Below are 14,275 nucleotides of genomic sequence, written 5' to 3' on the forward strand. Positions count from 1 at the left end.
CCTTAGTACCTTGCTCCATAGCGCTGCCTTGCCAGGCTGGTGTGCTTTTTTATGAAGTCCCCCTTGGCTTCGGTGTAGCCGTCCCGATCGTGTTCAAACCGTCTCCACAGCGATAACTTCAACGCCTCGTAGGCCTTTGCGACGGCGGGGAATTCCCGCAGATAATCTCTGAAGTACAGCTCGTCGTTGTCCCCCCAAAGGCGAACGTGAAGGTGAAAGACCTTCTGAGCGAAGCCGCTGGGAGTGTACCCCTTGTTCATCGAGACCCGATGAGCGCTCCGGCTCATGCACAGCCAGTCCTTTTGGAGGAGCCGCTTTTCTACGTTGTTCAGGTCCTCCTCGCTCCCGACTTCAAGGAGGATGTCCACGATGTTTTTTGCCCAGATGTCGGGGACGGCCGTGCTCCCGACGTGGGAGAGCCGTTTGACCGTTTCGCGCGGGAGCAGCGCCGTGAGTGTGCTCTTTTCCTCGGCGTACCAATCGTCCCACTCCTCATGATGCCGGACGAGGAAGATGGGGAACAGCTGCCACAGCTCCTTCAGGCTCATTTCCTCTAATTTTCTGTCCATTTTTGCCTTCCCGTTTGTCCGTTGTCAAAAACTTGATTTAGAATTGGCTTCGTGAGTAACGCACGGTTACGATACGCACCTCTTGTTTCTCCTTATGCACACGATGATTTACCTCATCGCAGGGAAGCTACAGATAGGGATACACACTTAAAATAGCGAAGAACCCCTTAGCTTTAGTGCAATTTTAAATAAATCATGTCAATTAACGGTTGCCCATCTTCATATATAGGGTGGTCGTAATTGTCTATAAAAAAATTTTTAACGATATGCGATTTCTTAAAACCACATCTTTCATAGAAACGGAGGATCGTTGGGCAATTGCCTGTTCCAACGTATAACTCGCCGTTCAATTTCCTGTAGTAATCAGCGACAACAGAAATCAGTTTTTGTCCATATCCGTTGCGTTGATATTGGGGAACGGTTACAAGATTTTTAATTTCGTATACGCCGAGTTGTTCCTGTGTCACGATACAAATCGCCTTAATATCGTCATCATACAAGGCAAACATATCACCGCGGTATAAATATTTTTCTATCATACTTACTGACTCATCCGCGATGAGAAGCAAATCCATATACTTCGTTTTATCACCATCGATAATTTTTACAGATACCATGCACTATTACCCCTATTTTTGTAGACTTTATGTAGCCCATTATACCTTTTAAAATTTCAGCTTCGGATCGGTCTCCCTATTTTCATCTGCTGACGCCACTCTGGTGCCACGCCATCATTGGACCAATACTCTTCAACGAATGATATTTTCTCATCCCGATAGGTAAAAAAGCTAACGACATGAAATGCTGCCGATGAGTCCCGTGCAAAAACCCTTGTCACGGTGATGCACCCTGCGTCAGTGTTTTCAATGAGTTCAACTTCACCGTCCCACTCGCCTGGATAATCACAATTGACGCGTATAAACTCATCCGCCGAAAACTTTTCGTTTGTGCATGGCCAATGGATTTCAGCCTCAGGGCAAAAATATTTTTTTAGTTCTTCGCGGTTTTGTTTCAGAATGTCTTTCCAAAATAATTTAATATCCATGTTATTTCTCCCTTAGATTGGACCTTAGTCAAGCAAGAGGACAGAGGAAGCGATACTTCCCTTTCCCGTGTCCGGACACCGCCTCAATGATTCTGTGCTCCGCCATTTCGCGTAAGAGCGCTGAACTTCTTGTCGGCTTCAGTCCAAGTATTCTCTGAACATCCGACCTTCCAAATGCGTTCTGAGTGCCTAAATCCTCTCGTAATTTCTGAATATGAGAAGCGGTCTTGGCTGTGAATACATCTTCAATGCTCACTTTTTTTGTATCAATATTCGCTTTTTCGGAGTCAATGTTCGCTTTTTCCGGTTCTTTGAATTTGCCTCTGATGTGCAATGTCCGGTTATGAAGCGGATGGTTCTCGTTCAACAGGAGATTGCGGAGGAAAACCTCAAGGTACTCCGTCGTTTCGTGAATGCCGTTTTTCAGGTCATTGTAGTTTGCCCTGACCAGGGAATTCCGAAAATACCACGCGTTCTCGGCAAAAATGTCGTTAGTCACGTCAAAGCCCAGCGTGCGCAGATATTTGATGAAGAATACGGCCGTCGTTCTGGTGTTGCCCTCGCCAAACACATGGATCTGCCACAATCCGGATACGAATACCGCGAGGTGGTGGATGATCTCATCCATCGAGAGATTTTTATAGGAAAACTTCTTCTCCTCCGAGAAATCATAGTCGAGCGTCGCACGCAGCTCCGTGGCGCTGCCATAAAGCACGGTCGCACCATCGAGCACCCATTCTTTCTTCGTCATGTTGTAATCCCGAATGCGCCCGGCATGAGAATAAATGCCGGAAAACAGCTTCCTGTGAATGGAAAGATACTCGTTCGGCGTAAAGCTGAAGGCACGTTCGGAAAGAAGCGCGGCGATCCGTGCGGACACCTTGTCGGCCTCCTCGGTGCGGTCTGACGCGTCACGGGGGGGATTTTTCTCATAGTAGGCCTGCAAAAGCGCATTTGCCTCTTCAAAGGAAATCTCGCCTTCGATATTCCGAACGGCAGTATGCACCAGATATTCTGATGTTTTCAGTCCGTCGACTGCCTGCAGGCCAATAGCAGTATGCCACGCATAGCGCTTGTCCCGCTTTTCCGGTTCGGATTCTTTGATATATTCTCTAAACGGATCTTGGTTCACTCCACATCACCTCGCTGTCACTTTTTGTCCCCACAAGAAATCGAGTACTTTTGCAGGTGTCATCCCTTATTATAACGGCACGATTACGTCGTACAATCTGGTCCTCGTTATTCTGTGTGGGTAAAGAACGATTCAGTCAAATTCAGCTGTCTGGCGACGGGGTAAATCATATCGATAAAGGTCTGGTTGTTTCGATACCCCGTACCACGATTGGGCTCCTCAAGAACCGCATTGTTACCTGAGAGGTAACCCATTGCAGTATCCCTTCCCGAGGAGGAAGTGCTGAGCCTGCTGAGACGTTACGAGTCCTTTGAGAATATCTTTGAAGGGGCCTGTTCAGGAGTGGCCTCTTCATCAAAACGTTGCCCGACGCTCCAGCCAGAACCCCAACGACAGAGAGGACAATCGCTCCATTCCTTTCTATTAACGGTTATTCTGATTCTATTTCTTTGAGTGTCTTGCCATTTTTATCTTTCCAGTGGGCGGGGCCGCTCATGCTATAGCCCGTCACAAAAATCGCTGCGGATGATGAGCTTGAAAAAAGTATATCTTCCGTTGTTACAAGGTCTGAGCTGACATGACCGGCATCAAAGTGTTTCTGGCGAAGTTTTGCCATCCCTTTTGACAGTGATTTATCGGAGCTCTTAGCATTGATCTTTGCTCCAGCAAGGACAACGAAGCCTTCTGCTGTAACAGCCCCCACGGCATCTGTTTTTCCTGTTTTAAGGTAGAGGAATTTCTCTTCTTCCCCATCGCCGGAATGCCCCTGTCGTAGTGGCTCTAAGACCTTATATCCAAGCGTGTTAATAAGAACCTTAATATTTTCCAGGAATTCTTCCATTGCCGCGATCTGAGACTCTTTCAGAACGGTATTCTTATAGGTGTTTTTTGTAAGAATATCATAACGATTGCTTGCCAGTGCAAGCTCAACGAGTCTATTCTCTAAATAGCGGATCAGAGCCTTATTCAGATCACGACCAACAAAGATGAGTGCCGTGTTCCAATAATACTTTTCTTGTTCTGTCGTAGCATCTCGAAGATGCTGTAGCAAGCGTTCCTTTACATTTTCAGCCTCTCCGATGTAGACAGAATCTTTGTTGTTCTCATCGTCTTTACAGAATAAGAAATAAACGCCTGGCTCTTGTATATCTTTGCGCATGCAATCAGCTACCTCAATTCGAGGTATCTTTACTGCCTTACCGTTCCAGTTGGACAATTCCGCAGTGACAATACTTTCCGCTGTCCCATTAACGAGGAACAATTCTATTGATCGTCCATGCACAGTGATATTCCCCTTTGCTTGAGTTGATCAGAAGGATGCCTGTTGCCAGGAGTTCTTTTGATTTCTTAATGACGCCGCTTCGTCTGGCCATTTTGTTTTTAGATTTATCATCTTATTCACAACCATTCACAACAGCAGGGGATAAACGGAGCCTGTTCAAGCTTTAGCGATACATGACTTCAGCTGACCTGATTCCTTGTCAATCAGTTTATGTTACGAATAGGAATTGTCAGTATGCAATATGTTCTCAAGCACAAAGCCTTTGTTTGAGCTGAATACGCTCATTGCCGTACCAAAAAGCAAACGATATTGCTCTGTAGGCAAGGCGATGCGCGTTAATGAGGTGTCTCACATATCATTGCCCCTTTCCATCAATAAATCTTAAATATTGCTTATACTTGTGCAGCATCATGTTCTTGGAGTACTGCTCCATGTAGTCGTAGTCGGGCTCACCATCATTGTTGACAGGGAGCATTACCTTAGTTTTTGTCAATCTTCTCCCCGTCCAACTATGGCCATGAGAAAAAATGGCTTTGTTTGAGGAAAGGCATCGCGCAATAAATAGACCATTATATAAATTCTGATGTTTTGAATATCCAACTGATGTTTTTCCTGACATTCCAACAAAAGGCATTGGTACATAATGTGCAAGTCCTGCTGCGCCATCTCCCAGCTGTACGAAAACCATGCCATTTCCCTTAGAGGCCCATTCGTTATTTGCCACCTTGGAACAAATTTGACACCCGATTATAGATTTTGCTGCTGCAATATACGGCAACCCTTCACCGTCAACTAGACCGGACGTTGTTTTTCCTTTGGTAGGCTCAATAGTGGGGAACAACGAATCAACGCTAAACGCCTCCCACTCCTTCTCCTCAAGAGAAGGAATCTCAACGTAATCGCCCAACTCGTCATCGTCCCTTCCCTTCGTGTCCTCGAACAGGTACTCGCGGTTCTGCATGACCATAGAAAACTCAAACGTCAGATAATCACCGATAGTCTTCTCAAAGTCGGCATCGGTTGGAATCTCATCATTGAAATAGTAAAACGAGTGAAGCCACTCATCCGATGCTTCAACGGTCGTTTTGACACAGAACTTTGAAGGAGCCTCAATGCGTCCATTCCATACATCTAGAAGATGCTGTTTCTTATCCTTTGCAGAATCTCCCTCGACTAAACCGACATGCGCCCTTGTCTCGAAACCGTCATTTCTGAAGTCGATAAACTTGCATACCTTGTCCTCAGGATGTGGCTCGTGTGCCGTAAACAACGCGATAACAGGATTCGTACCAACGCCATAGAAGGTCTCGGTATTGCAAGTGATCACACCCTCAAGGGTGTGATTCTTCAAGATAGACTCCTTGAATACTTTTTCCTCGGCACTCTTTCCCGTCATTGAAGACTGAGGAACAATAACAGCCGCCCGCCCTCCCTCTGTCAGGGAGTCCAGCAAATGCTCTACGAACGAAAGCTCGTACTGGGACGGGTCAGCCTTCGTACCCTGCGAGTACGGTGGATTCATAAGACCAATTGTCGCACCCTTCATCTGCACCTGAGCGGGATTCTTCTTCAGGAAGTCTGTGCATTCGAGGTTGCTGTTCCCGTCATGGCGCAGGATCATGTTCGCTGCCGCGACAGCAAACATATTGCTCTGGAGCTCAAAACCGTGAAGCTGTTTTTTCTTGATGTCCTTCCTCTGGGCATCGCTGTCAGACATGGACAGCATCTTGTGCATGGCCGAGATCAGAAAACCTGCCGTCCCGCAAGTAGGGTCTAGGACGACATCATTCACCTGTACATCGACCAGATCGCACATCAGGTCGGTGATGTGGCGCGGGGTCAATATGATGCCAAGCGTCTGCCCGTCTCCACCGGAATAACTCATGAACTCGCCGTAAAAGCGACCGATGAAGTCTTCAGAGGTTTTTTGATATTTGATGTTCCGAAACACGCGGTCATACAGAAACTTCGTGTAGAACTTCAACGGCGTCTTGCCGAGAACGTCGTTGACTTCGTTCAGCCTGAAGCTGGTATTCAAGATGCTAAACTCCGATAGGAGTTTGTCCTTCTTCGCATCTGGCCCCACGTTCGAACGTGTCAGCCTCGTGTTGATGGCTTTCATCAGCTTATCGCCGTCGTGGTTCTTATCCACCTGACTGCCCGTCAAGTTGTCGATTTTGAACTCTTCATGTTTTACCTCGTCCAACGCAAGCAAGATTCCGGCCACGACGAGGGGCTTGTCCTGGTCTTTCAATGTGCCGTACGTGCGCAGGTACTCGTGCAGCTCCGCCGCGTCCTTGAGAATCTGCTCCGTCGTCTTCTCGACGTCCGTCGCCTCCTCCAGCACATAACGTGTATAATACTCGCCGATGTTACTTGGAGAGAACCATACGAAAGATTCAATGTCGGGCAACTGCTTGTATCCTTCGCGGTCATCCACATACAGAGGTGTTATGACGTGATGCTTCTCGTCGCCAGAGACACCGAGCGCGAACACCTTCTTAAAAGAACTATTCTGTGCAATGTGCTTACCGTAAAAATATGCGCCGTTTACGGCATATTCTGTAATCGACTTCGTATCCGTGTCAATAATCTTCTTGTCGGTCAATTTCAGCTGTTTGTCTGTATCGGCCTTGTCCTCAATAACAAGAACGAAATCGCCAATCACGGCTACATACTCAGGATAACCGACATTGCCTGTACCGCGTTTCGATGCCGTCTTCAGGGCTTCGTTAATTTCTTTGATATTGCTTCCTTGTGCATCAAAGTTGATACCGCACTCATCCAGCTGCTTAGCAACCCATAAATCCGTTCTGACTTCCTTCTTTGCCATCCATTGCCACCTCGTATCTCCAGTTGTCAATTTTGGGACCACTATACGGCTTTTGCCCCTTTTTCTTCGATTCCCTCCTCTGGGTTTACAATACAAAATGCGACAGCAAAGGGTGAGCGGAGTCTATTCAAATCTTAGTCCTTATCCCGCGCCATCAGGACAACCGTCTCCACGTGAGCCGTCTGAGGGAACATGTCGAAGGCGCGGATGGTTTGAAGCCGGTAGCCGTGTCCGGCCAGGATTTTGCAATCGCGGGCCAGCGTTGCGGGGTTGCAGGACACGTAGACCACCCGCGGCGCCCCAAAGCGGGCCACGGCCTCCAGCACCGGTCGGGCGCAGCCGTCGCGCGGCGGGTCCATCACCACGGCCCCGTACCCTCCGTGAAGCTCCTCCACCACGTCCTCCGCTCGGCCGCAGAGCGTCCGGACGTTCAGGCCGTTGGCCTTCAGGTTGCGCTCCGCCATCTGCACGGCGCTGCGCCATTCCTCCACGCTGGTGACGGCGCCGCGCTCCGTCAGGTAGCAGGTCATGGACCCGACGCCGCTGTAGAGCTCCAGGAGCTCCTTTGCGTCCTCCGCCTGCTGGACGGCGTAGCGAAAGAGGCGCTCCGCCTGTCCCGTGTTCACCTGAAAGAAGGAGGTGGTGTCGAAGGCCAGGGTCCATGGACCCAGCTTCTCCGCAATGCGGCCGTCCCCCGACAGGGCCTCCGTGTGGGGCCCCAGGATGACGTTGCCGGGGCGCGAGTTGTGGTTCAGCGTCAGCGTCGTGGGGCGGGCTCTGGCTCCCAGGGCGGCCAGAGCCTTGATGCCTCGCGCGGCGAGGCGTCCGTTCAGGACGAAGGACAGGAGGGTCTGGCCCGTGTTGAGCCCCGCGCGCATCACGATGTGGCGCAGCTTGCCCTCCTGCGTCCGCTCGTCGTAGCCGTCGAAGGGCAGGTCCTTCAGGCCGCCCAGCACGGTGCGGTAAAGGGCGTTCAGGGGCGCGGCGTTGACGGGGCACTCCTGCAGCCGCTCCAGTCGGTGGGTGCCCGCGCGGTAGAAGCCCGTGACGATCTGACCGTGGAGGGACTGCACAGGGAAGGAGGCCTTGTTGCGGTAGCCCCAGCTCTGGGGCGAGGGCACGCACTCCAGCCCCTCGAAGAGGTCGGGGGAAAAGCCGCCGATGCGCGTCATGGCGTCGCGGACCAGAGCGGCCTTCAGCTTCAGCTGCAGGGGATAGGCCGCGTGCTGAAGCTGGCACCCGCCGCAGCGCCCGTAGTGGGGACAGCGCGGCTCGGCGCGGCCCTCCGCGGGGCGCTCCACCGACAGCGTCCGCGCCGTGGAAAAGTCCCGGTGGCGGCTCGTGACCTCCGCCGTGACCGACTCCCCCGGCAGGGCGCCTGTGACGAAGACCACGCCGTTTGCCGTGCGTGCGATGCCCGCGCCGTCGCTGGATAGCGCACTGACCTCGAGGCGCACCCTGGGCCCTCTTTCGCCTCGCGTCCGTCGCCCCGCCTCCGCGCCCCGACCGCGCCCTCCCTCAGCGCCTCCGCTGCCGTTCCGCCCGTCCCGCATGAGACCGCCCTCCCAATGGCATTGATGGTGTAATGATACAACAAAAAGGCGTGAGACGCCCTGAAAAAGCAAAAAAAGCGCCGGCCCCCGATGGGGAAGCCGGCGCTTTTAATGTAAGATGGTTTGGTTTACTTGAAGAACTTCTCCCAGTAGCCGGCCAGGAAGACGAGGAGGACGATGACGGGGGCCACGTAGGTCAGGTAGCCGCGCAGGAACGTCGGGAACTTCACGCCCTGGCCCGTGTTGACCTCCCTGATGAAGGCGTCCCAGCCCCAACCGTAGCGCGAGACGCAGAACGTCACGTACACGATGGCCCCGATGGGCAGCAGGTTGTAGCTGAGGAGGAAGTCCTCCAGGTCCAACACTCCGGATCCGGCGCCCAGGGGCTGGAAGCCGGACCACCGGTTGAAGCCCAGAGCGCAGGGCAGGGCCAGCACGAAGAGCCCGCAGCCCGTGACGAGGGCGGCGAGGGGGCGGCTCCAGCCCAGCTTGTCCATGAAGCAGGCCAGGATGTTCTCGAAGACGGCGATGACGGTGGAGAGGGCGGCGAAGCTCATGAAGAGGAAGAAGAGGGTGCTCCAGAGCTGCCCGCTGGGCATCTGGTTGAACATGTTGGGCAGCGTGACGAAGATCAGGCCGGGGCCTGCGCCCGGCTCGATGCCGTAGGCGAAACAGGCGGGGAAGATGATGAGCCCCGCGCAGAGGGCCACGCTCGTGTCCAGCGTCGAGATCAGGAGGGCCTCGCCCATCAGGGAACGGTCCTTGCCGATGTAGCTTCCGAAGATAGCCATGCTGCCGACGCCAAGCCCCAGAGTGAAGAAGGCCTGTCCCAGCGCGGCGTAGACGGTGGTCCAGAGGCCGTTGGCCGTGAGGTTTGCGAAGTTGGGCTTCAGGTAGAACTCGAGGCCGCGCTCCGCCCCGGGCAGGGTGACGGAGCGGATGGCCAGCGCAACCATGATGACGAGGAGGCTGGCCATGATCGCCTTCGCCGCGCGCTCGACACCCCGCCTGAGGCCGGAGCAGCAGACGGCGGCGCTGACGCCCACCGCCAGGGCCAGCCAGCGCACCATGGCCGCCGGGTCCGCAAGGAGGCTGGCGAAAGCGCCCCCCACCTGGTCCGGGGTGAGCCCCGCCAGGTCCCCTCTGGCGGAGTAGCAGGTGTAGGCCAGCATCCAGCCCGTCACCACGGTGTAGAACATCATGAGGAGCGTGCAGCCGATCCAGCCGGCGTAGCCCCAGACGGACCAGGCGCGGTGCCGGGGGCAGAGGGCGGCGAAGGAGGTCACAACGCTGCGTTGGGACGCGCGCCCCACGGCGAACTCCATCACGAGGAGCGGCAGCGCCAGGGCCAGCAGGCAGACGATGTAGATCAGGACGAAGGCCGCCCCGCCGTAGCGGCCCGTGATGAAGGGGAAGCGCCACACGTTGCCGAGGCCGATGGCACACCCCGCCGAAAGAAAGATGAAGCCCAGCCGGCTGCCCAGAGTTTCCCGTTTCTTTTCCGTCATTTCCATCATAAGACCTCGATTTTTTGAAAGCAAAGAGAGCCGGCTACTTCACGAACTTTTCCCAGTAGCCCGCCGCAAAGATGGAGAGCACGAGCAGGGGCACCACCCAGGTGAAGTAAGGGCGGAGGAAGGCGGGGAACTTGATGCCGCGCCCGGCGTCCGCCTCCTGGATGAACCCGTCCCATCCCCAGCCCCATCGCGAGACGCAGAAGAGCAGGTAGACGAGGGACCCCAGGGGCAGCAGGTTGTTGCTGACGATGAAGTCCTCCAGGTCCAGCACCCCGGACCCGGCGCCCAGGGGCTGGAAGCCGGACCATCGGTTGAAGCCCAGGGCGCAGGGGATGGAGAGGAGGAGGATCGCGACGCCGGTGAAGAGCGCGGCGGCCTGCCGATTCCAGCCCAGGCGGTCCATCAGGCCCGCGATGATGTTCTCGAAGACGGCGATGACGGTGGAGAGGGCAGCGAAGCTCATGAAGAGGAAGAAGAGGGTGCTCCAGAGCTGCCCGCTGGGCATCTGGTTGAACATGTTGGGCAGCGTGACGAAGATCAGGCCGGGGCCGGCCCCCGGGTTGACGCCGTAGGCGAAGCAGGCGGGGAAGATGATGAGCCCCGCGCAGAGGGCCACGGCCGTGTCCAGCGCCGTCACCAGGAGGGCCTCCCCCGTCAGGGAGCGGTCCTTGCCGATGTAGCTGCCGAAGATGGCCATGCAGCCGATGCCGAGGCTGAGCGTGAAGAAGGCCTGTCCCAGCGCGGCGTAGACGCTGCTCCAGAGGCCGTTGGCCGTGAGGTTCGCGAAGTTGGGCTTCAGGTAGAACTCGAGGCCGCACTCCGCCCCCGGCAGGGTGACGGAGCGAAGGGCCAGCGCGATCATGATGGCGAGGAGGCCGCACATCATGACCTTGGTCACGCGCTCCACGCTTTGGCGCAGGCCGGTCCAGCAGACGGCGGCGCCGATGAGCGACGTGAGCGCCGTCCAGCCGAGGAGCTCCTTCGGGGCCGACAGCAGCGTGCCGAAGGCGTCGTTCACGGCCTCCGGCGTGGCGCCCGCGAACCTCCCCGATGCGGAATACCAGACGTAGGCCAGCATCCAGCCCGTCACCACGGTGTAGAACGTCATGAGCATGACGCTGCCGATCCAGGCTCCATAGCCCCAGAGGCCCCAGACGCGACGCTCCGGGCACAGGACCTTGAAGGACCGGGTGGAGCTCTTCTGCGAGGCGCGCCCCACGGCGAACTCCATCACCATGACGGGAATGCCGAGGAGCAGCAGGAAGGCAACGTACATCAGGACGAAGGCCGCCCCGCCGTACTGCCCCGTGATGAAGGGGAAGCGCCACACGTTGCCGAGGCCGATAGCGCACCCCGCCGACAGGAAGATGAAGCCCAGCCGGCTGCCCAGAGTTTCCCGTTTCTTGCCGTTCTCCATGACGAATACCTTCCTCTCAAGTCTGGCGTTAAGGGGGACAAAATCGGCTCCGCCGTCTTTTTGAGCCTGCGCTGCAGGGGCTCGGACGCCCTCGAAATCGGGGGGCTTTCCGGCTCCGTGCAAGGGCTCTCCCTTAACGAAAACAGAATTTCCCTATTATACAACAGGTCGGTATTTTGAAGGATGATGCGACGCTCAAGAGAAGGGTATAATACCTGATATTTTTTCTATATTTTATTTGGGAGGGGATCTCAATGGCGGAGGCGGTTAAGGCGGCGGAGCCCTTTGAGGTGACGAAGGCGACGACGATGGGAGAGATGCTGGCGCATGACATGGGCATTGCCCAGGTCCTGATGCGGAGCGGGATGCACTGTGTGGGGTGCCCCTCGTCGATAGGGGAGTCCCTTGAAGATGCCTGCGCGGTTCACGGCCTCGATGCGGATCAGGTCCTGGCCGCCATCAAGGAATACCTGGCGGGCAGGTAGCCGGGGGACATGAAGCAAAAGGGGCAGCCGTGGGGCTGCCCCTCGCCATTATGTGAGCGGTTCTACGCGCCTTCGGATGCCTTCCTAGCGAGGGCGTTCTTCAGCCAGTCCCGGCCGTCGACGAAGCGGGAGACGATGAAGGACGCCACGTAGTCCCCCGATGCGTTGATCATCGTGGCGGGGGGGTCCACCAGGTTGCCGATGGTGATCGCGATGGGGTAGGCCAGGGGTAGGTGGTCCGGGAAGAAGAGGGAGCACAGGACGAACTCGCCGATGTAGCCGCCTCCGGGGATGCCGGACATGGCGACGGAGGAGACCACGGACACCAGGATGACCCGAAGGAACGTGTCCACGCCGCTGAACTCCATACCAAAGACGCCGAACAGGAAGGCGATCTTCAGGGTGCAGGAGAAGCAGGAGCCGTCCATGTGCATGGTGGCCCCCAGGGGCAGGACCATCTCGGTGATGTCGCGGGAGATGCCGCTGTCGTCCGCGGCCTCCATGTTGGCCGGGATCGTGGCGATGGAGGAGCAGGTGCCGAGCGACGTGACGGCGGGCTTCAGGATGTGGCGGAACATCACCCGCGGCCCCGCCGCGCCGCCGCCGAACCAGGCCATGAGGGGAAAGGCCGTCAGGATGTAGACGAAGCACAGAGGGTAGTAGACGACGAGCGCCCGGCTGTAGTCGCCGATGAGCTGCGGTCCGTAAGTCGCCACGAGGGAGGCGAAGAACCCGAAGAAGGCGATGGGCGCGTAGTAGGTCAGGAGCTTGATGACCTTCAGCATGCACTCCGTCATGTCGGCCAGGGCCCTCGCGGTGAGGGTCGCGGGGCCGCCCGCCATGCTGACCCCGAAGCCGAAGAGGATGGAGAAGACGATGAGGGGCAGCATGGCCCGGCGGCTGAGGAGGGCGGAGAAGTCCGGGACGGTGAAGAAGTTGACGACGAGCGTGGCAAGGCTTGCCTGATCGCCCACCTCGGCGGCTTTGAGCTCCGTCCAGGGGACCGGCACGGGCGGGTAGAGCTTCATGAGGGCGATCGTGATGACGGAGGCGATGGCCCCCGTGACGACGAAGGTGGCGATGGTGACGCCCATGATCTTTCCGGCCCGCGCGCGGCTTTTCATGTTGGCGATGGCGCCCGCGACGGAGCAGAACACCAGCGGCACGACGATGCAGAACAGCAGGTTGATGAAGACGGTCCCCAGGGGTTCAAGCGCCGCGGCGCCGGGCCAGGCCCAGCCGACGGCACACCCGGCCGCGATGGCGCCCAGCATGGCGATCAAGAGCGCGTAGTTCTGAAAGACGGACTCCCTTTTTGGCATGATGACGATCTTCCTTTCCTTTTAATCGCGTTTTGACTTCTCAAGTGAACGAGGGCTTTCCGCGGGCGACCCCGCCGCCTCCGACGGGGCCGTCGCCGACCTGCTGTTTATGATGGGGTGTCGAAAGGGCTTCGGTCGACGAAAAAATATACCGATCCATATTACCACATTATCCCATAGAAAATCCGACGCCGTGAATCTCTGCGTGAAGGTCCATTGGATCAGACTACGGAAGTTTCCGCTTCAAAACAGGTCGCGGAGCAGGCTGACGAAGAAGATGGCCAACACCGTGAGCATGATGGGCTTGACCGCCCTGGCCCCGCCATGCTCGAAGGATCGGGCCCCAAGGTAGTTCCCGGCGAGGCCGAAGCATGCGGCAAGCAGGCCGAGGGGGAAGAGCACCCGGCCGTTGATCAAGAAGACGGTGAGGGCTGCGAGGTTGCTCGCCATGTTGATGGACTTGGCGACGCCGTTGGCCGTGTTGAGGCTCAGGTGGGCCGCCGCCGCCAGCAGGAGCAGCATGAACGTGCCGGCTCCTGGGCCGTAGAAGCCGTCGTAGGCTCCCAGGGCAAAGGCGATGGCTGCGCTGGTCAGGACGGTCCGCGCCTGGGGCAGGGGAGGACGCTGGTGCACCAGCGCGCGTCCCTTCAGGACGTAGAGGGCCGTGACCGGCAGCAGGAAGAGCATCACGAACTTGAAGATGCGGTCGTTGAGAAAGAGCGCCAGGTGCGCCCCAAGGTTCGAGCCCATCAGCGAGGCCGCCACGCAGAGGCAGGCGAGCTTCCACGGGATGAAGCCGGCGCGGGCGTATCGAGCCGTCGTCAGGGCGGTGCCGATGCAGGAGCTCAATTTGTTCGTCCCGAGCGCGAAGTGGACGGGCAGCCCTGCGAACAGGTAGGCGGGCAGGGTGATCAGCCCGCCCCCGCCCGTTATGGCGTCCACGAAGCCTCCCAGAAAGATCAGCGGACAGACGATCGCCGCCTGCTGCCAGAAGGGCAGTGCCTGGTACAGATTCGGTCCCATGATGATAACCTCCCAAAAAGTGAATTTTATGCCCTATTTTACCCCTTAGCCTTCGTTCATCCATCCCCTCTGCGGGGGCGTTGCCTGATGTGCTATG

At 56.4% G+C, this 14,275-nt stretch carries 12 protein-coding genes; 1 reads left to right on the top strand and 11 read right to left on the bottom strand.

All coding sequences use genetic code 11. From position 1 onward, the window contains the following. Positions 1-2: 2 nt before the first annotated feature. The 9 genes from ACK28C_RS07255 to ACK28C_RS07295 form a co-directional block, all read right to left on the bottom strand. A complete protein-coding gene (locus ACK28C_RS07255; RefSeq protein WP_015556379.1) occupies positions 3-548 on the bottom strand; it encodes a GrpB family protein in 546 nt (181 codons plus the stop codon). Positions 549-742: 194 nt separating this feature from the next. Continuing rightward, entirely contained in the window at positions 743-1,186 is a 444-nt protein-coding gene (locus ACK28C_RS07260; protein WP_015556378.1) for an N-acetyltransferase, read from the bottom strand. Between the two features lie 56 nt (positions 1,187-1,242). After that, a complete protein-coding gene (locus ACK28C_RS07265; protein ID WP_208872907.1) occupies positions 1,243-1,614 on the bottom strand; it encodes a nuclear transport factor 2 family protein in 372 nt (123 codons plus the stop codon). A gap of 28 nt (positions 1,615-1,642) precedes the next feature. Further along, positions 1,643-2,746, bottom strand: a complete 1,104-nt coding sequence (locus tag ACK28C_RS07270; RefSeq protein WP_208872905.1) for a Fic family protein — start codon at positions 2,744-2,746, stop codon at positions 1,643-1,645. A 430-nt stretch (positions 2,747-3,176) separates the two neighbouring features. Beyond that, positions 3,177-3,962, bottom strand: coding sequence for a GIY-YIG nuclease family protein (locus ACK28C_RS07275; protein WP_409151993.1), 786 nt, complete (start codon positions 3,960-3,962; stop codon positions 3,177-3,179). 421 nt (positions 3,963-4,383) lie between these two features. Then, the gene (locus ACK28C_RS07280; protein ID WP_015556375.1) at positions 4,384-6,861 is read right to left on the bottom strand and encodes a class I SAM-dependent DNA methyltransferase; all 2,478 of its coding nucleotides are present in this window, start codon (positions 6,859-6,861) and stop codon (positions 4,384-4,386) included. Positions 6,862-6,995: 134 nt separating this feature from the next. Then, positions 6,996-8,414: a 23S rRNA (uracil(1939)-C(5))-methyltransferase RlmD gene (gene rlmD, locus ACK28C_RS07285; RefSeq protein ID WP_409151994.1), complete on the bottom strand. Its 1,419-nt coding sequence runs from the start codon at positions 8,412-8,414 to the stop codon at positions 6,996-6,998. 128 nt (positions 8,415-8,542) lie between these two features. Further along, entirely contained in the window at positions 8,543-9,931 is a 1,389-nt protein-coding gene (locus ACK28C_RS07290) for a sodium-dependent transporter (protein WP_015556374.1), read from the bottom strand. Positions 9,932-9,965: 34 nt separating this feature from the next. Further along, the gene (locus ACK28C_RS07295) at positions 9,966-11,348 is read right to left on the bottom strand and encodes a sodium-dependent transporter (RefSeq protein WP_015556373.1); all 1,383 of its coding nucleotides are present in this window, start codon (positions 11,346-11,348) and stop codon (positions 9,966-9,968) included. A 254-nt stretch (positions 11,349-11,602) separates the two neighbouring features. On the opposite strand from ACK28C_RS07295, the gene ACK28C_RS07300 reads away from it, so the two are divergent. Next, a complete protein-coding gene (locus ACK28C_RS07300; protein WP_015556372.1) occupies positions 11,603-11,833 on the top strand; it encodes a DUF1858 domain-containing protein in 231 nt (76 codons plus the stop codon). Positions 11,834-11,895: 62 nt separating this feature from the next. Here the strand turns inward: ACK28C_RS07300 and ACK28C_RS07305 are convergent, their stop codons facing one another. After that, positions 11,896-13,155, bottom strand: a complete 1,260-nt coding sequence (locus ACK28C_RS07305; protein WP_015556371.1) for a dicarboxylate/amino acid:cation symporter — start codon at positions 13,153-13,155, stop codon at positions 11,896-11,898. Between the two features lie 243 nt (positions 13,156-13,398). Continuing rightward, positions 13,399-14,178 carry a TSUP family transporter gene (locus ACK28C_RS07310; protein ID WP_015556370.1) on the bottom strand — a complete coding sequence of 260 codons (780 nt, stop codon included), beginning with the start codon at positions 14,176-14,178 and terminating at the stop codon, positions 13,399-13,401. Positions 14,179-14,275: the final 97 nt, after the last annotated feature.

Origin of the sequence: Fretibacterium fastidiosum (assembly GCF_964642095.1) — a bacterium.
In the GTDB taxonomy this organism is placed as follows: Bacteria; Synergistota; Synergistia; order Synergistales; family Aminobacteriaceae; genus Fretibacterium; species Fretibacterium fastidiosum.

What these genes read in the sequence shown, in the direction of transcription:
- ACK28C_RS07255 (WP_015556379.1), bottom strand. Translation starts at nt 548, where the DNA reads ATGAGCCTGAAGGAGCTGTGGCAGCTGTTCCCCATCTTCCTCGTCCGG.
- ACK28C_RS07260 (WP_015556378.1), bottom strand. Translation starts at nt 1,186, where the DNA reads ATGGTATCTGTAAAAATTATCGATGGTGATAAAACGAAGTATATGGAT.
- ACK28C_RS07265 (WP_208872907.1), bottom strand. Translation starts at nt 1,614, where the DNA reads ATGGATATTAAATTATTTTGGAAAGACATTCTGAAACAAAACCGCGAA.
- ACK28C_RS07280 (WP_015556375.1), bottom strand. Translation starts at nt 6,861, where the DNA reads ATGGCAAAGAAGGAAGTCAGAACGGATTTATGGGTTGCTAAGCAGCTG.
- rlmD (WP_409151994.1), bottom strand. Translation starts at nt 8,414, where the DNA reads ATGCGGGACGGGCGGAACGGCAGCGGAGGCGCTGAGGGAGGGCGCGGT.
- ACK28C_RS07290 (WP_015556374.1), bottom strand. Translation starts at nt 9,931, where the DNA reads ATGATGGAAATGACGGAAAAGAAACGGGAAACTCTGGGCAGCCGGCTG.
- ACK28C_RS07295 (WP_015556373.1), bottom strand. Translation starts at nt 11,348, where the DNA reads ATGGAGAACGGCAAGAAACGGGAAACTCTGGGCAGCCGGCTGGGCTTC.
- ACK28C_RS07300 (WP_015556372.1), top strand. Translation starts at nt 11,603, where the DNA reads ATGGCGGAGGCGGTTAAGGCGGCGGAGCCCTTTGAGGTGACGAAGGCG.
- ACK28C_RS07305 (WP_015556371.1), bottom strand. Translation starts at nt 13,155, where the DNA reads ATGCCAAAAAGGGAGTCCGTCTTTCAGAACTACGCGCTCTTGATCGCC.
- ACK28C_RS07310 (WP_015556370.1), bottom strand. Translation starts at nt 14,178, where the DNA reads ATGGGACCGAATCTGTACCAGGCACTGCCCTTCTGGCAGCAGGCGGCG.